Annotated in this window: 16 protein-coding genes; 8 read left to right on the forward strand and 8 right to left on the reverse strand. The window is 72.6% G+C overall.

What is annotated here, in order from left to right; all coding sequences use genetic code 11:
* Positions 1 to 27 precede the first annotated feature (27 nt).
* Complete coding sequence (locus KIK05_RS28500) at positions 28 to 870, reverse strand: alpha/beta fold hydrolase (RefSeq protein ID WP_214413934.1); 843 nt, start codon at positions 868 to 870, stop codon at positions 28 to 30.
* A 61-nt stretch (positions 871 to 931) separates the two neighbouring features.
* Here KIK05_RS28500 and KIK05_RS28505 point away from each other — a divergent pair, with 61 nt between their 5' ends.
* Positions 932 to 1516 carry a CGNR zinc finger domain-containing protein gene (locus KIK05_RS28505; protein WP_214413935.1) on the forward strand — a complete coding sequence of 195 codons (585 nt, stop codon included), beginning with the start codon at positions 932 to 934 and terminating at the stop codon, positions 1514 to 1516.
* A 9-nt stretch (positions 1517 to 1525) separates the two neighbouring features.
* Here KIK05_RS28505 and KIK05_RS28510 read toward each other — a convergent pair whose 3' ends face one another.
* Positions 1526 to 3007: an FAD-dependent oxidoreductase gene (locus tag KIK05_RS28510; protein ID WP_214413936.1), complete on the reverse strand. Its 1482-nt coding sequence runs from the start codon at positions 3005 to 3007 to the stop codon at positions 1526 to 1528.
* Between the two features lie 86 nt (positions 3008 to 3093).
* Between KIK05_RS28510 and KIK05_RS28515 the strand changes: the two genes are divergently transcribed.
* Positions 3094 to 3741, forward strand: a complete 648-nt coding sequence (locus KIK05_RS28515) for a TetR/AcrR family transcriptional regulator C-terminal domain-containing protein (RefSeq protein ID WP_214413937.1) — start codon at positions 3094 to 3096, stop codon at positions 3739 to 3741.
* A gap of 33 nt (positions 3742 to 3774) precedes the next feature.
* Here KIK05_RS28515 and KIK05_RS28520 read toward each other — a convergent pair whose 3' ends face one another.
* On the reverse strand, positions 3775 to 4239 hold the full coding sequence (locus KIK05_RS28520) for a hypothetical protein (protein ID WP_214413938.1): 465 nt from the start codon (positions 4237 to 4239) through the stop codon (positions 3775 to 3777).
* Between the two features lie 307 nt (positions 4240 to 4546).
* Between KIK05_RS28520 and KIK05_RS28525 the strand changes: the two genes are divergently transcribed.
* Entirely contained in the window at positions 4547 to 4867 is a 321-nt protein-coding gene (locus KIK05_RS28525) for a DUF1330 domain-containing protein (RefSeq protein WP_214413939.1), read from the forward strand.
* Positions 4868 to 4875: 8 nt separating this feature from the next.
* Here KIK05_RS28525 and KIK05_RS28530 read toward each other — a convergent pair whose 3' ends face one another.
* On the reverse strand, positions 4876 to 5337 hold the full coding sequence (locus KIK05_RS28530) for a PPOX class F420-dependent oxidoreductase (protein ID WP_214413940.1): 462 nt from the start codon (positions 5335 to 5337) through the stop codon (positions 4876 to 4878).
* A gap of 119 nt (positions 5338 to 5456) precedes the next feature.
* On the opposite strand from KIK05_RS28530, the gene KIK05_RS48330 reads away from it, so the two are divergent.
* Both KIK05_RS48330 and KIK05_RS28540 read left to right on the forward strand, forming a co-directional pair.
* Positions 5457 to 8369, forward strand: a complete 2913-nt coding sequence (locus KIK05_RS48330) for a helix-turn-helix transcriptional regulator (protein ID WP_284681453.1) — start codon at positions 5457 to 5459, stop codon at positions 8367 to 8369.
* Positions 8366 to 9034 carry a nucleoside/nucleotide kinase family protein gene (locus KIK05_RS28540; protein ID WP_214413941.1) on the forward strand — a complete coding sequence of 223 codons (669 nt, stop codon included), beginning with the start codon at positions 8366 to 8368 and terminating at the stop codon, positions 9032 to 9034. The genes KIK05_RS48330 and KIK05_RS28540 overlap by 4 nt, the downstream gene beginning before the upstream one ends.
* A 7-nt stretch (positions 9035 to 9041) precedes the next feature.
* Here the strand turns inward: KIK05_RS28540 and KIK05_RS28545 are convergent, their stop codons facing one another.
* Positions 9042 to 10337, reverse strand: coding sequence for a serpin family protein (locus KIK05_RS28545; RefSeq protein ID WP_214413942.1), 1296 nt, complete (start codon positions 10335 to 10337; stop codon positions 9042 to 9044).
* A gap of 136 nt (positions 10338 to 10473) precedes the next feature.
* On the opposite strand from KIK05_RS28545, the gene KIK05_RS28550 reads away from it, so the two are divergent.
* Entirely contained in the window at positions 10474 to 11946 is a 1473-nt protein-coding gene (locus KIK05_RS28550) for an aldehyde dehydrogenase family protein (RefSeq protein ID WP_214413943.1), read from the forward strand.
* A gap of 92 nt (positions 11947 to 12038) precedes the next feature.
* Positions 12039 to 12359 carry a GYD domain-containing protein gene (locus KIK05_RS28555; protein ID WP_214413944.1) on the forward strand — a complete coding sequence of 107 codons (321 nt, stop codon included), beginning with the start codon at positions 12039 to 12041 and terminating at the stop codon, positions 12357 to 12359.
* Positions 12360 to 12379: 20 nt separating this feature from the next.
* Here the strand turns inward: KIK05_RS28555 and KIK05_RS28560 are convergent, their stop codons facing one another.
* Complete coding sequence (locus tag KIK05_RS28560) at positions 12380 to 14734, reverse strand: glycoside hydrolase family 65 protein (protein ID WP_214413945.1); 2355 nt, start codon at positions 14732 to 14734, stop codon at positions 12380 to 12382.
* Positions 14735 to 14765: 31 nt separating this feature from the next.
* On the reverse strand, positions 14766 to 15515 hold the full coding sequence (locus KIK05_RS28565; protein WP_214413946.1) for a beta-phosphoglucomutase family hydrolase: 750 nt from the start codon (positions 15513 to 15515) through the stop codon (positions 14766 to 14768).
* Between the two features lie 106 nt (positions 15516 to 15621).
* Between KIK05_RS28565 and KIK05_RS28570 the strand changes: the two genes are divergently transcribed.
* The gene (locus KIK05_RS28570) at positions 15622 to 16038 is read left to right on the forward strand and encodes a DUF6157 family protein (protein WP_214413947.1); all 417 of its coding nucleotides are present in this window, start codon (positions 15622 to 15624) and stop codon (positions 16036 to 16038) included.
* 99 nt (positions 16039 to 16137) lie between these two features.
* On the opposite strand, the gene KIK05_RS28575 is transcribed toward KIK05_RS28570, so the two are convergent.
* Positions 16138 to 16710, reverse strand: a complete 573-nt coding sequence (locus KIK05_RS28575; protein ID WP_214413948.1) for a TetR/AcrR family transcriptional regulator — start codon at positions 16708 to 16710, stop codon at positions 16138 to 16140.
* Positions 16711 to 16750: the final 40 nt, after the last annotated feature.

Consider the following 16750-nt stretch of genomic DNA (forward strand, 5'->3'; position numbering starts at 1 on the left):
TCCTTCGGTAGGGCCGGCACTACCGTGTCACCGGGCCAGGAACCTCGTCAGGTGGGCCAGGACGGCCTCCGGCTGCTCCTCGGCGAGGAAGTGGCCGCAGTCCGGGATCTCCACACCCTCGACGTCCGGGGCGTACTCGCGCCACACGTCGAGGACGGGAACCCGGGCGGGCAGGCCGGCGGCGCCCCACATGGCGAGCACCGGCATCGTCAGCCGGCGGCCGGCGTCCCAGTCGGCGTCGTCGTGCTCGGCGTCGGCCGGGAACGAGGCCCGGTAGTCGTCGAACCCGGCCCGCAGCGCGCCCGGCCTGCTGAACGCCCGCACGTACTCCTCCACCCCCTCCTCCACGCGCGCCCGCTGGACGGTCCACCGTTCGAAGAAGTAGCCGAGGTATCCGGCCACGTCGGCGCCCGCGAGACGTTCGGGCAGGTCGGGCTGGAGGTGGAAGGTCCAGTGCCAGGTGCTCCGCGCGAAGCCCGAGTCCATGTCGAACCGGCGCCACATCTCGCGCGTCGGGAGGATGTCCATGACCACCAGGCGGTCCACCTCCTGCGGGTGGTCGAGCGCGTAGCGGTGCGCGACCCGCGCGCCGCGGTCGTGGCCGACGAGGCTGACCCGGCTGTGGCCGAGGTGGTGGACGAGCGCCCGTACGTCGGCGGCCATCGTGCGCTTGTCGTACCCCTCGCGGGGCTTGTCGGTGTGGCCGTATCCGCGCAGGTCGGGCACCAGAACCGTGTGGCGCTCGGACAGGGGGCCGATGAGGTGGCGCCAGCAGTGCCCGGTCTGCGGCCAGCCGTGCAGCAGCACGACCAGCGGGCCGGACCCCTCGATGACGTAGTGCATGTGAATGCCGTTGACCTCGGTGATCATGACACCCTCCCGAAATAACCTGTTGAGCGGGTTACTATTCACGCAACCGTATCATGGGGTTATGGAACGCGCATGGGTGTGGGACGGGGGCCGCCCCTGCCTGGACTTCGTGAACACCTTCCGCGACCGGAAGGGCGAAGGCTGGGAGCTCCTGGAGGAGCCGCCGGACCTCGCCGCCTGGCTGGTCGCCGCCGAAATGACGGCGACCCCGCCCGAGGTCGACGCCGCGCTGCTGCAGGAGGCCCGGGAGCTGCGGGAGGCCGTCAACGGCTGCGTCACCGCCGCCATCACCGGTGACGACTGGCCCGCCGGGGACGTCAACCTGGTCAACCGCTGGGCGGCCGAGCGCCGGCCGCCCAGCCCGCAACTCCGGCAGGACGACCCCGCCCTGCCTCCGGTCCTGGTGACGCTGGAGCCGTCCGACCCCGTGCGCGCCGCCCTCGCGGAACTCGCCGCCGACGCCGTCATGCTGCTCGGCACACCCGACAGGGAGACCGTCCGCGTGTGCGCGAGCGACGACTGCGGGCTGCGGTTCGCCGACCGGTCGCAGGCGGGCAGGCGGCAGTGGTGCTCCATGCGCCGCTGCGGCAACCGCGCCAAGGCCCGCGCCCACCGCGCCCGGGCGGCACGCGACGAGGGACGCTGAGCGCGGGGGTCAGCGCGGCGGGCCGAACCACCTGGTGAGGGCTCCGGGCAGCGAGCCGGCGTCCGCCGCCCAGGCGATGTGGCCGTCCGGGCGCAGCAGGACGGCGGCGGGGACGGGGACGGCGCCCAGTGACGGCATGACCCACCGGTCCGCGGCCGACGTCGCCCGTACGACGTCGACGCGGTCCGCCCACGGAGCGGCCGCCGCGCCGTACTCGGCGCCCGCGGTGAGGTCCAGCAGGACGCCGCGGCCCGCGTGCAGCAGCCGGAAGACGCGGGTGTCCCCCGACGAGGTCTCGATGTCGGCGTCCGGCACCCGGTGGCCGGCGAGCGGATGCCCCGCACCCATCGGGTACCGCACGTCCAGCGCGCTGACCATCTCCCCCAGGTAGCGGTTGACGTCGTCGAACTCGATGAGCTTGCCGAGCACCTCCCGCAGCGCCGTGGTGTGGGAGTCGACCCGCGAGAGGGCGGTCTGGGCGCGGGTGTTCTGCAGCACCCGTTCGGCGACGGGATGCCGCTCGGAGTGATAGGTGTCCAGCAGCGACTCCGGAGTGTGCCCCGCCACCACCGAGGCGAGCTTCCAGCCGAGGTTCACCGCGTCCTGCACACCGAGGTTCAGCCCCTGCCCGCCGGCGGGGAAGTGGACGTGGGCGGCGTCGCCGGCCAGCAGCACCCTCCCCGACCGGTACGCGGAGGCCTGCCGGGCGGCGTCCCCGAAGCGCGAGAGCCAGCGAGGGGTGTGCATGCCGTAGTCGGTGCCGGCGATGCTCAGACACGCCTGCCGCAGCGTGTCCAGGGTCACCGGCTCGTCGCGGCCGGCCACGCGGTCGTACTGCTGCGTCATCACGCGGTACCAGCCGGGCTCCAACTGCAGCACGCTGATCGCGCCGCCCTCCCTGCGCTCCTGGAAGATCAGGTCCTCGGGCGGATCGGCCAGCTCGACATCGCCGAGCAGGGCGGTGAGCGTGGCGGGGGTGCCGGGGAAGCCGATGCCGGCGAGCCGCCGCACCGTACTGCGGCCGCCGTCGCAACCCACGAGGTACGCGGCGCTCAGCCGCTCCGTGCCGTCCGGTCCGGCCACCTCCACCTCGACGCCCGCCTCGTCCTGACGCAGTCCGACGACCTCGGCGGAGCGGCGCAGGCGTGCGCCGGCCGGCAGGACCCGCTCCTCCAGCAGCCGCTCGACCTTCGTCTGGAGGATGCCGAGCAGGTAGGGGTATCTGCTGGGGAACCCGGTGAAGTCCAGCCACAGGCCCGAGAAGTGGCCTGCCTGGATCGGCCGGCCGGCTTCGAGGAAGGGCCCCAGGATCCCTCGCTGGTCGAGGACTTCCATCGTGCGGGCGTGGAGCCCTCCCGCCCTGGACTCGACCGTACCGCGCTCCGGCGCGCGTTCGAGGAGCAGGACGTCGACCCCCGCCAGCCTGAGCTCGTAGGCCAGCATCAGGCCGGTCGGACCGGCTCCGGCGACGATGACTTCCGCGTCGGCCATGGCGACTCCTTAACGTTGTTAATTTAACACCGTTAAGGATTACTCGAACGCTGTTAAGCTGTCAACGCGGCAACGGGAGAGGTGGCATGAAGATCAACGCCGACGTCATCGCACGGACCTCGTTGCGCCTGCTCAACGAGGTCGGCCTCGACGGGCTGACCATGCGGCTGGTCGCCAAGGAGCTCGACGTGAAGGCGCCCGCCCTCTACTGGCACCTCAAGAGCAAGCAGGAGCTGCTCGATGCCATGGCCGCCCTCGTGATGATCGAGGCGGTCGAGGGCCTGGAGTCACCCCGCCCCGGCGCCTCCTGGGAGGAGTGGCTGAGCCGGTGGGCCGGGCGGCTGCGCGCCACGATGCTGCGCTACCGCGACGGAGCGAGGGTCGTCGCCGGCACGCATGTCGGCCATCCGGCGGTCTTCCGCCTGATCGAGGTGACACTGCGGCACCTGGGGGACGCCGGCTTCACGCAGAGGGACGCCGCGCGTCTCCCCTCGATCCTGCTGCACTACACCATCGGTTTCACCATCGAGGAGCAGGCGAGGCTCGGCGACGCGTACGCCGAGGGGCGAAACCCCTACCGGCCGGAACTCGTCGCCGAGATCGCCGACGCCGAACGCTTCCCCCTCACCGCCCAGATGGTCGGCGAGATCTTCCACCCCGACCCCGGCGCCGAGTTCGAGGACGGTGTCCGGGTCATCCTCGCCGGCATGCGGGCCGCGCGCCTGGACGGCTGATCCGCGCGCCGCCCAGGCCCGGCGGCCGTTCGGTCAGCGGTAGTAGTGGTAGTGGTAATAGGCCTGGGCCGAGATGTAGCGGTTGAAGGCGGCGTCGCCGTTCTGGTAGGCCTCCCACGCCCGGCTCAGGCGGGAACTGACGACGTAACAATTGCTGCTGCGCGAGTGGCCGCGCTTGATGGCGCCGATGTAGATGTGGCCGATTCCGACCTTCCTGCCGTTGACCTTCAGCGTGCAGGTACCGCCGACCCAGTCGATGTTGTAGCGGCCACGGTTGCTCACCTCGACGTGGATCTGGCAGGCGGAGGTGCACCGGCCGAAGCTCACCGTGAGCTTGACGCCCTTCGACGCGGCGACGTCCACCGTGGCCGCGTGGGCCGCGACGGCGGCGGGGCGGGCGGTGACGCTGGTGACGGCGGCGTCCGCGGCGGCGGGGACCGCCAGAATGGCCGACGATGCGAGCAGGAAACCGGATAACGGTCCGACGAAACGTTTCACGACATCCCCCTTGGATGAAAGCCCCTGTCCGCGCAGGATCACACGTCACCCGATTCTCTGCAATATCCCATTCAAGGACACTTCCAATAACATTCGGTAACCTCGGCGATCGGTGAATCTGCGGCGCTAAAAAGGGTTTTCGGACTGCACCGAAGCCGCGGGCAGGCGCCGGAGAGGGGTACGACTCCCTCGGCCGTAACGAGCGGCGTTACCTGTCGCGTAATCGCCATCGCGCCGTCGCGCTGCGATGCTCGTACCCGTTGCACGACACGGACGAGCGGCGCACCTGCCGTCGGATTGGAGAACAATGTCTGCCTACGCCATCGCCAACATGCGTGACGTCAAGATGGGCCCGGAGATCGTCGAGTACCTGGAGAAGATCGACGACACCCTGGCGCCGTTCGAGGGCCGGTTCGTGGTGCACGGGGCCCAGCCCGAAGTGATGGAGGGGTCGTGGCCGACGGTGCTGGTCGCGATCGAGTTCCCCGACCTCGAGCGTGCGCGCCAGTGGTACGCCTATCCCGCCTACCAGGCGATCCTTCCCCTGCGCGCCGAGAACTCCGACAGCGACCTCATCCTCATCGACGGGGTGCCGGCCGACCACCGGGCGACCGACGTCCTCGCCTAGTGGGGCCCTCAGGCCAGGCGCGCGGGGAAGCCGCCGGTGGCCACCGGGCCCCATCGGGTGGGGGTGACGCGCAGCAGCGACTTGCCCTGGCGCTCCATGGCGGCCCGGTAGTCGTCCCAGTCGGGGTGCTCACCGGCGATGGCCCGGTAGTAGTCGACCAGCGGTTCGAGCGCCTCGGGCATGTCGATGACCTCGCAGGTGCCGTCCACCTGCACCCACGGCCCGTCGAAGTCGTCCGAGAGGATCAGGACGCTCACCTTGTCGTCGCGCCGGGCGTTCCTGGTCTTGGCGCGCTCGGGGTAGGTCGAGACGACGATGCGGCCCTGGTCGTCGAGCCCGCAGGTCACCGGCGACGCCTGCGGGCCGCCGTCGCGCCGGGTGGTGATGACGATCGCCCGGTGGCGGTCGCGGATGAAGTCGTTCAACTGCTCACGGGTGACGGTGTCCGCGGTGGCGATCTTCCTGCTCATGCCCTCACTGTACGACCACGCGGGGCCTGCCCCGTCGTACACCGCACCGCGCGAGCCGCCCCCGCCCACGGGCGAAGATGACCGCTTTCTACGGGTCTGTCCATATCGGCCCTACAGAAATGACGGTCCCGGATGGCATCCTGGTGGGCGTGATGGCCCATACGGTGAGCCCCCAGTTCGTCGGGCGTGCGCGTGAGCTCGGAGTGCTGCGCGACGCGCTGGCCCGGGCGCGCGCCGGTTCCGCCGCCACCGTGTTCGCCGGAGGTGAGGCCGGGGTGGGCAAGACGCGCCTCATCCGCGAGTTCACCCGGCAGGCGACCGGCGCCCGCGTCCTGGTGGGCGGCTGTCTCGAGCTCGGCACCGAAGGCCTCCCCTTCGCCCCCTTCACCGCCGTGCTGCGCAGCCTGATGCGTGAGATGGGTCACGACGGCATCGCCGCGCTGCTGCCCGGGGGGCGCACCCGAGGGCTCGCCCGGCTGCTCCCGGAGTTCGGCGAGCCCGACGACGACGGCGCCGAGGCCCGCGCCCGCCTGTTCGAGCAGGTCCTCGGCCTGCTGGAGCGCCTGGCCGTGCTCGGCCCCACCATCCTCGTGATCGAGGACGCCCACTGGGCCGACCGCTCCACCCGCGACCTGCTGTCGTTCCTCATCCGCTACCAGCGCCCCGACACCCGCCTGCTCACCCTGGTGACCTACCGCTCCGACGAGCTCCACCGCACCCATCCCCTGCGGCCGCTGCTCGCCGAGCTCAGCCGCATCGACTGGGTGGCCCGGCTCGAACTGCGCAGGCTGACACGGCGCGAGGTCGTCGAGCAGGCCGCGAGCATCCTCGACAGGGAGCCCACCGCGCTCGACGTCGACCTCATCTACGCCCGCAGCGAGGGCAACCCGCTGTTCGTCGAGGCGCTGCTCAACGGCGGCGAGGGCGAGGCCCTGCCCGACTCCCTGCGCGATCTGCTGCTCGCCAGCGTCGAACGCCTGCCCGACGACACCCAGGAGCTCCTGCGGGTCGCCAGCGCCGGCGGCGCCCACATCGAGCACGCCCTGCTCGCCGCCGTCACCGGTCTCGACGACGCCGCCCTGTCACGGGCGCTGCGCCCCGCCGTGGCGGGCAACGTCCTGGTCGTCGACGGCGAGGGATACGCCTTCCGGCACGCCCTGATCCGCGAGGCCGTCCACGACGACCTGCTGCCGGGCGAGCGCACCCGCCTGCACACCCGTTTCGCCGAGACCCTCGAGCGCGATCCGTCCATCCTCCCCGCCACTCGCGGCGCCATCGAGCTGGCCCACCACTGGTACGCCGCCCACGACGCGCCGTCGGCCCTGAGCAGCGCCTGGCGCGCCGCCGCCGCCGCGCGCAGGTCCCTGGCCTACGACGAGCAGCTGCGCATGCTCCACCGGGTGCTGGAGCTGTGGGAGAACGTCCCCGACGCCGCCGAGCGCATCGGCACCGACCACGTCGAGGTCCTGCGCCAGTGCATCACGGTGGCGCATCTGGCCGGAGAGTTCGAGCGCGGGCTGTCACTGGCGAAGGCCGCCCTGCGCGCGATCGACCCCCAAACCGACCCGGTCCGGGCGGCCAAGGTGCTCAGGCAGCGCGGCCTGGTCAGGTACGACCTCGGCCGGGCAGGGTACGTCGACGACCTGCGCACCGCCGCGCGGCTCGTCCCGGCCGACCCGCCGACGTCGCTGCGCGCCCAGGTCCTCGAGAACCTCTCCCGCGTGCTGCACGGTTCCGGCAACTGGGCCGAGCGGGAAAGTCTCGCGCTGGAGGCCATCCGCATCGCGCGCGAGGTCGGCGACCTCGAGACCGAGGCGCAAGCGTCGATCTCGCTGACCTGGGCCAAGGCTCACACCTCCCAGACCGAGAACCGGCTCGCCGACTACGCCGAGGTACGCGAGATCGCCGCTCGCGCCAACTCCTACAGCGCCCTCATGCGCGTCGCCATCTCCGAGTCCGACTCGCTCGAGGGAGCCGGGCTGCACGAGGAGGCCGCCACGGTCGCCCGCAGGGGCATCGCCGACGCCGAGGCGTACGGCGTGGCCCGCACGTCCGGGGCGTTCCTGGCGATCAACCTCACCGAGCCGCTCGTCTCGCTCGGCCGCTGGGACGAAGCCCTGCAGGTCATCGACCGCGCCCTCGAAGTCCTGCCGCCGCCGCCCTATCGCATGAGCCTGCTGGGGTTCGCCACCGACATCGCGCTGGCCCGCGGCGACCTCGACCGGGCGGAGTCCCTGTTCCGCGCCTCGTCCGACGTGCTCGTCCGCGGCGTCTACCGCGACCAGAGCGTGCTGCCGCACCTGCTCCGGGAGATCAAGCTGCTCACGGCGCGTGGCCGCGGCGAGGAGGCGTCCGCGCTGATCGAGCGGGCTCTCGCCGAGCAGGACCTGCTCGACAGCCCTCGTTACGCCTGGCCGGTCCTGGTCACGGCCCTCGAGGTCCCGGAGCCGCCGCTGGCGGAGCTTCGCGAGCTGGCCTCGCGCATGGAGATCCGGGGAGCCCTGCAAGAGGCCTACAGCCTCACCTTCGCCGCCCAGGCCGCCCGGCTCTCCGGGGCCTCCGACCGCCTCGCGTGGGACAAGGCCACGGCCGCCTGGGCCGCGCTGCGCCAGCCGTACGCCGAGGCCGGCACACTGCTGGGCGCCGCCGAGGCGGCCGTCACGGCCGGCGAGCGCGAGGAGGCCGCGGCACGCCTGTCGCGGGCGGCGCGCCTCGCCGGGGAGCTACGCGCCGAGCCGCTCACCGCCGAAATCGACTCCCTGGCCAGGCGGGCGCGCATCCCGCTCGGCGACGAGCCGCCGGCGTCCCAGGCCGAAGAGGAGCGGCTCGGGCTCACGGCCCGCGAACACGAGGTGCTCCGCCTGGTGGCGGCGGGCCGCAGCAACCGCGAGATCGCGGCCGAGCTGTTCATCTCGGCCAAGACGGTCAGCGTGCACGTCTCCAACATCCTCGCCAAGCTCGGCGTGGCCTCCCGCGGCGAGGCCGCCGCCACCGCCCACCGCCTGCGCCTCTTCGCCCCGGAAGAGTCATGACGGCCCTGCACGACCTCGCGGCGCGGGCGCGCTCACTGGTCCGGGACGGCCGCCGTGCCGTTCTCGGCATCACCGGCGGCCCCGGCGCGGGCAAGAGCACGCTGGCCGAGCACCTGGTCGCCGTCCTCGCGCCGTCCCCTCCGGCCGGGCAGCAGGCGGGCGAGTGGGTGGCCCACGTGCCGATGGACGGCTTCCACCTCGCCGACGTCGAGCTCGACCGCCTCGGGCGGCGTGACCGCAAGGGCGCCCCCGACACCTTCGACGCCGCCGGGTACGCCGCCCTGCTGCGCCGCCTGCGCGACGACACCGGCGAGACGGTCTACGCGCCCGCGTTCGAGCGCGACATCGAGCAGCCGATCGCCGGGAGCATCCCCGTGCCGCCACCGGCCCGGCTCGTCGTGACCGAGGGCAACTACCTGCTGCTCGGCGAGGGCGACTGGGCGCGGGTGCGGCCCCTGCTCGACGAGGTCTGGTACTGCGACCTCGACCCCGGTGAGCGGGTGCGCCGCCTGGTCGCCCGGCACGAGCGCTTCGGAAAGGCCCACGAGGCGGCGGTCCGCTGGGTGATGGGCACCGACCAGCGCAACGCCGACCTCATCGCCACCACCCGTTCCCGGGCCGATCTGATCGTCACCGACCTCACCCTCCGCTCCATCGGATCCTGAGCCGGCGTCAGCCGGAGGCCGCCGGGTCGGCCACGTGGCCGACGAAGAGGGGGGCCGCGGTGGGGCTGTGGACGATCGCGAAGGCGAAGGGGCGGTCGGCCCGCACGTCGATGATCCGGCCGGCGTGGCCGGCGGCCGCGAAGCCGAGGGCGGTCACGGCCGCCGCCTCGGTGCCCCATTCGTCCACCGAGATGTTGGCCCGGTGGACCGCCTGGCCGAGCGTCATCCTGTCGGCGATGCCGGAGAAGTCGCCCCCGTCGAACATCGCGCCCAGCCCCAGCTTCCGCAGCGACGCCTCCAGGTCCAGGGAGGTGCCGAAGTCCCAGGGCGGCAGGGCGAGGCTGACCGTCTGCGGCTTCAGCCCGGCGACCACCTTCTGCAGCGTGGCCGGAGCCAGCAGGTCCGCGGGCGAGGCGCCCGGCCGGGGCAGCAGCACCAGCATCGCCAGGTCGCTCTTCGCGTACGGCAGCTCGACCGCCTGCCAGCCGGAGCCCTCGGCGTACCTCAGGCTCTCGGTCTGGCGCATGAGCTTGGTCCGGACAGTGGAGCCGTCGGCGCGGGTGAACGCGGCGTTCTGCTCCGAAGCGCCCTCGGCGAAGTGGTACCGCCAGTCGGCCTTCATGTAGATCGCGTTGGCGATGACCAGCTTGATGTCCGGGTCCAGCCGGTCGAACACCTTCTTCACCCGGCCCGCCGTCTGCTCGTCGGCCCAGGCGTTGATGATCCCGGCGGGGTCCTTGCGGAAGTCGAGCGTGCGCACACCCGCCCCGTACTGCGAGGCCAGCGTCCGCAGGAAGGGCTCCTTGACGGGCAGGCCCTCCTGCGCGAACAGCCCGTTGGCGATGCCGACGATCGGGGCGGCCGGTTCGCTGTCCTGCGCGTCCCTCGTGGCGCCGCGCTCGGGGGGCGGCGGCGGCCCGTCCACGGTCACGATCTTCCGGCTGAGCGCGTTGAAGGCGGTGTGCGGCCCCTCGGCGGGGAAGCCGAAGGTCCTGTCCAGCGCGGCCCCGGTCGCGCCGACCGCTCCCGCCCTCGCCATGCCGAACGCGTAGGCGATGCTCAGCGGCGACATCACGGTGTTCTCGGCGGGCTTGGCCGCGACCTGGTACAGGGCGTGGCCGAAGACGGTAAGTCCGCGTACGAGCGCGGGGACGAGATCGTCCTTGGGCACCTCGCGGTCGACTCCCGCGGCGGTGAGCACCTGGGTGTCCCCCTCTCCGCCGCAGGCCGTCGCCGCGGCCGCGAGCAGCGCCATCGCGAGGAACTCCCGCCGGAGCAGTCCGCCCCGTCCATCGTTTGGCATACCCCTCAGACGTCCGGCGCGAGGGAAAGGTTCAGCGGGGAGACTGGCCGCCCGTTCACCGGGTAAGGCTCGCTCCGCGGAGCGGCGGCAGGGGCGCGGGCCCGGTGAGTGGCCGCCGTTCGAGAAGGGGGTAACGGTGCGGGACATCGATCGCTGGGTGCTGGCCGACGGCGAGTGGACGGCGAGCGCCGGCGGACAGAGCCGTATGGTCACCGACCCGGCGACGGGCGAGCCGCTGGGCGAGGTGCCCGCCGGGTGCGGCCGGGACGTCGAACGCGCCGTCTCCTCCGCGCGCCGCGCCCAGCCGGGCTGGGCCCGGACGGCGCCCGCCGACCGGGCGGCCCGGCTGCACAAGATCGCCGACCGGGTCGCGGCCCGCGCCGAGGACCTCGCCGGGCTGGTGACACGGGAGATGGGCAAGCCCATCGGCGACGCGCGCGGCGGCGTGGAGGCCGGGGTCGGCACGCTGCGGCAGTACGCCGAGCTGGGCCCGCTGCACCGGGGCCGGAGCCTGCAGGGCCACTGGCACGCCACGGACCTGATGGTGTACGAGCCGCGCGGTGTCGTCGCGGTGATCACGCCGTGGAACGACCCGGTGGCGATCGCCTGCGGGCTCATCGGCGCGGCGGTCGTGACCGGCAACACCGTCGTGCACAAGCCGTCCGAGCGCACCCCGCACACCGGGGCGCTGCTCGCCGAACTGATGGCCGACGAGCTGCCGCCGGGCGTCCTGACGATGGTGCCGGGCGACGCGCGGGCCGGTGAGCCCCTCGCCGCACACCCGGACGTCGACCTGATCGCTCACGTCGGCTCCACCGCGACCGGCCGGGCCATCGCCCAGGCCGCCGCGCGGACGGGGGCGGCGACGCTGCTGGAGAACGGCGGCAAGGACGCCCTCATCGTCGACGCCGGCGTGGAGGCCAAGTGGGCCGCCGGGCAGGCCGCCACCGGCTGTTTCGCCAACGCCGGCCAGATCTGCACCTCAGCGGAGCGGATCTACGTGCACAAGGACGTCGCCGAGCCGTTCCTCGCCGCGCTGGTGCAGCGGGCCGAGGAGCTGCGCATGGGACCCGGCCTGCACGAGGACACCACGCTCGGCCCGCTCGTCGACCGCGCGCAGCGCGACCTCGTCGACCGGCACGTCCGCCGCGCCGTCGAGGCGGGCGGGCGGGTGCTGACCGGAGGGCGGGTGCCGGACGGCCCTGGGGCGTTCTACCCGGCGACCGTGCTGTCGGGCTGCACCGACGACATGGAGATCATGCGCGAGGAGACGTTCGGCCCGGTGGCGGCGGTCCGCGTCGTCGATTCCTTCGACGAGGCGCTCCGGCTGGCCACCGCCTCGCGGTACGGGCTGGCCGCGACGGTCCTCACCCCGTCGATGACCAACGCCCAGCGCGCCTGGCGGGAGCTGCCCGTCGGCACCGTCAAAATCAACGCGATGTTCGGCGGCGCCCCGGGCGGCGCGGCCCAGCCCCTGCGCGCCAGCGGGCACGGGTTCGGCTACGGCCCCGAGCTTCTCGACGAGATGACCCACACCAAGGTCGTCCACCTGGCCCCGCACCCTGACCCGGCGTCCCCCCGTTCTGGGGAAAGCCGGTACGGCCGGTGAGGTTACCGTCACCCGAAGCCGAGAACGTGGACTGGCGACCGCGTCCACGGCCGTTCCCCTGGGGGACGGTGGCACCGAGAACGGGTGGCTCCATGCCCAGATACCTGATCCAGGTCAACTACACCACCGAGGGGCTGAAGGGACTCGCCAAAGAAGGGGGCACCGCGCGGCGCCAGGTCGTGGACCGCATGGCGCGGAGCCTCGGAGGCCGGGTCGAGCAGATGTACTACGCCTTCGGCGACAACGACCTCTACATCCTGGCCGACCTGCCCAGCAATCCCGCCTCGGCGGCGTTCGGCCTCACGGTGTCGGCCGCCGGGGGAGCACGCACGAAGACCGTGGTCCTGCTGACACCGGAGGAGATCGACGAGGCGGCCAAGCAGGAGGTCGACTACCGTCCTCCCGGCGCCTGACACCCCTTGGGTCTCGGTGCTCAGGCGGGACGGCGGCCGACCGGCTCGCGGCCGGGCGGCTGGCGGATCGTGATCTCGGGCAACGGCACCTCCGGGTTCGGCCGCGTCACCGGCTGCTCCCCGAGGTCGAACTCCTCTCCGTGGTGGGACAGCGTGATCGGCGATCCCGACAGCAGCCGGTACGTCGTCTCCCCCGGGGTGATCCCGACCCGCAGCAGGCGGTGGCGGTAACGCAGCCGGAAGGTCAGGCGCGGGATGCCCGCGGGCAGCTTGGGAGCGAAGCACAGCCGTGCGCCGGGGGCGCGCATGCCGCCGAACCCGGCCACCAGGGCGATCCACGCACCCGCCAGCGCGGCCAGGTGCACCCCGTCGACGGTGTTCCTCTCCAGGTCGTCCAGGTCCATCAGCGCCGCCTCGCCGAGGTAGGCGTACGCGAGCGCCAGCTGCCCGACCTCGGCCGCGAGCACCGCCTGGCTGCAGGCCGACAGTGAGGAGTCGCGGACGGTCAGCTCCTCGTAGTAGGCGAAGTTGCGCAGCTTCTCCTCGGGTGTGAAGGCGTCGCCGCGCAGGTGCATCGCGAGCACCAGGTCGGCCTGCTTGACGACCTGCTTTCGGTAGAGGTCGAAGTACGGGAAGTGGAGCAGCAGAGGGTACTGCTCGGGCTTGGTGGCGGCGAAGTCCCACATCGCGTGCCCGGTGAAGCCTTCGCTCTGGCAGTGCACGCGCCGATGCTCGTCGTAGGGGATGTACATGGTGGCGGCGCTGCCGCGCCAGGAGGCGGTCTCCTCCAGGGTGACCCCGAGCTGCCGTGCCCCCTCGAAGTGGCGGATCGCGGTCTCGGCCGCCACGCGGAGGTTCTGCTGGGCCATAAGGTTGGTGTAGACGTTGTCGTCGGCCACGGCGGTGTACTCGTCGGGGCCGGTCACACCGTCGATGCGGTACTTCCCCTCGACGTCGTGGTGGCCGAGCGCCCGCCACAGCCGGGCCGTCTCCACCAGCAGCGGCAGGCCGACGTCGCGCTCGAACTCGGTGTCCTCGGTCGCGTCGATGTACCGGACGACGGCGTAGGCGATGTCGGCGTTGATGTGGAACGCCGCCGTGCCGGCCGGCCAGTAGCTGGAGCACTCCTCGCCGTTGATCGTCCGCCAGGGGAACGCCGCCCCGCGCAGGTTGAGCTGGGCGGCGCGCGCCCGTGCCTTCGGCAGGATCGACCTGCGCCACGACAGCGCGTCGGCGGCGGCGTGCGGGTGGGTGTAGGTGAGCACCGGCAGCACGAAGGTCTCGGTGTCCCAGAAGGCGTGGCCGTCGTAGCCAGAGCCGGTCAGCCCCTTGGCCGCGATCGGCCGGTTCTCCAGGCGCGCGGAGGCCTGTACCAGGTGGAACAGCCCGAACCGGACGGCCTGCTGCACCTCGGGGTCGCCCTCCACCTCGACGTCGGCGCCCTCCCAGAACTCGTCGAGGAAGGCCCGCTGGTCGGCGCGCAGCCCGTCCCACCCGACCAGCTTGGCCGCGGCCAGCGCCGCGACGACCTGGTCGTGCATGGCCGGCCGGGACCGCTTGCCCGACCAGCCGTAGGCGAAGAACTTCACCAGCCGCAGCCGCTGCCCCGGTTCCAGCCTGCTCACGACCGTCACCCGGCTCACGTCGCCGCTGCCCTGCGCCTCGACCCGCAGGCCCTCGGGCCCTTCGACGTCGTGGCACATCGCGGCGGCGACCCGCAGGTTGCTGGCCCGGGTGCGATGCACCATGATCGCCACGCCGTCCTTGGCGGGCATGTTCTCCTCCAGGACCAGCGGCGCCTCCAGCACCGCCGCCGCCCGCGGGTCGCCGCCGGTGTACTCCACGGTCTCGTTAGCGACCAGCTCCGACTGCAGCACCACGCCGCGGGCGCGTTCGAGGGCCTCGACGACGTACTCGACGGCCGCCACCGCCCGGTGCGTGAACGACACCAGCCGCGTCGAGGTCACCCGTACCTCTCCCCGGGTGGGGGAGCTCCAGTGCGCGCGGCGGGTCAGGGTGCCGGCCCGCAGGTCGAGGACGCGCTCGTGCTCGTGCAGCGTGCCGTACCGGACGTCGAACGGCTCGTCGTCCACCAGCAGCCGGATCAGCTTGCCGTTGGTCACGTTGACGACGGTCTGCCCGGACTCGGGGTAGCCGTAGCCCGCCTCGGCGTACGGCAGGGGCCGCAGTTCGTACACCGAGTTGAGGTAGGTGCCCGGCATCCCGTACGGCTCGCCCTCGTCAAGGTTGCCGCGCAGGCCGATGTGGCCGTTGGACAGGGCGAACACCGACTCGGTCTGCGCCAGCACGTCCAGGTGGAGGCTGCGCTCGCGCACCGCCCACGGCTCCACGGTGAAGGCCGGATGTTTGATCATTCCCGCTGCTCCAGACTCGCGAAGATGCGGCTCACCGGTCGTCCAGCAGCTCGATGAGGTCGCCGACCACGACGTCGGCGCCGTGCTCGCGCAGGGCCCGCTCCTGGTCGCCTCCGACGCGGTCCACGCCGACCACGTGGCCGAACCCTCCGGCCCGGCCGGCGGCGACTCCCGCCTGGGCGTCCTCGAACACCGCCGCGCGCTCCGGCTCCAGCCCGAGGGCCCGCGCCCCCGCCAGGTACATGTCGGGCGCCGGTTTGCCGGCGAGCCCCTGCCGCTGGGCGACGATGCCGTCGACACGCGCCTCGAACAACCCCTCGATGCCGGCGGCGGCGAGCACGCGCGCGGTGTTCGCGCTGGAGGAGACCACCGCCCGCCGCAGCCCCGCGTCGCGGCACGCCTCCACGTACCGGACCGCGTCGGGGAAGACCTCCACACCGTCCCTGTCCATGATCGCCTGCGCCAGGGTGTTCTTGCGGTTGCTCAGCCCGTACACCGTGGGCGCGTCCGGCGGGTCGTCCGCCGTCCCCTCCGGCAGGGTGATGCCGCGCGAGGCCAAGAAGCTCCTGGTGCCGTCGAGCCGCTTCTTGCCGTCGACGTACCGTTCGTAGTCGCCCGTGGCGTCGAACGGCACGAAAGGGGTCCCCTCGCGCGCGGCCCGTTCGCGCAGGAAGGCGTCGAACGTCTCCTTCCAGGCGGCGGCGTGCACGGCGGCGGTACGGGTCAGCACGCCGTCCATGTCGAACAGGCATCCCCGGATCCCGCCAGGCAGCCCCAGCATCCGCCCTCCCCCTGTCAGGCGTGTCTCTCCTCTCCCTACCCACGCCACCCGGTGCCGATCGGGCGGGTAGGCTGCAGGCCGGCGGAAGTCGACAGGAGTTCACCCGATGGATCTGAACTACTACCGCACCCTGATCGCCGTGGCCGACGACTGCCCGGTGACCGAGAGCGTCGTCCCCGAGGCTCGCGGCGCCAAGCAGACCATCGCGACCGTCCAGTACGAGCTGCTGGCCGGCGAGCCGTACGTCCACACGCAGGAAGACGTCCTGTTCGAGACCTGGCTCCGGCGCCAGGACCTCCCCGGCCTCTCCGAGCAGGAGATCGCCCGGCTCCGCGACGAGTTCTTCGGCAGGTCGCAGGCGTGCCTGCGCGCCTCGCCACTGCCGAAGAAGTACGGCTGGGGGCTCGCCTTCGACGACAAGGGCCGCGTCGCCCTGTGTCCCATGGAGTCGAAGGAGTATCAGGACCTGCTGGCCGACGACGGCGTCACGGTGCTCAAGGCGTTGCGTTCCCGCCGCGCCTGACGGCCGGCGTCTCCCGTTGGGCGCCGCCGCCTGACGGGAGCGCGGCGGCGCGGGCGGCGCCCCCGAACGCGACGGAACTCCGACGAGCCGCCCCGGCGGTCAGCCGCCCGACGCCACCAGCGCCAGGGCCGCGGCCACCTCGGCGGCGTAGGCGTCGTCCAGGGGGCCGTGGCCGACGAGCAGCCGGTACCACATCGGCCCGAAGGCGAGGTCGATGAGAAACTCCTCGTCGACACCGGCGGCGACCTCGCCCCGGCCCCGCGCCCTGGCGACGATGTGACGCACCACGTCGCGCCGTACGTCGATGTGGCGCCGCCTGAACAACTCGGCGAACTTCTCGTCCTGCAGCGCCTCGGTCATCAGCGCGCGGTTGACCACGCCCGACACGCCCCGCAGGGCACGGAAGCTGTCACGGAGCAGGGCCTCGATGTCGCCGCGCAGGCTGCCGATGTCGGGCGCGGGCAGGTCGACGGCGGCGGTGGCCGACAACGCGTCCAGCACGGCCTCGCCCTTGCTGCGGTAACGGCGGTAGATCGTCTGCTTGGCCACCCCCGCCCGGGCGGCGATGCCTTCCATGCTCAGGCCGGCATAGCCGGCCTCGGCGGTGAGGGCGAGGGCCGCCCGGCGTATCGCGTCGTCGACGGCGGGGTCACGGGGTCGTCCGGCTGACATGGGCTCATGCTACCCGGTTTGACATACGCACCGTCCCGTA

The sequence above is a fragment of the Sphaerisporangium fuscum genome, from assembly GCF_018531465.1.
Classification (GTDB): domain Bacteria; phylum Actinomycetota; class Actinomycetes; order Streptosporangiales; family Streptosporangiaceae; genus Sphaerisporangium; species Sphaerisporangium fuscum.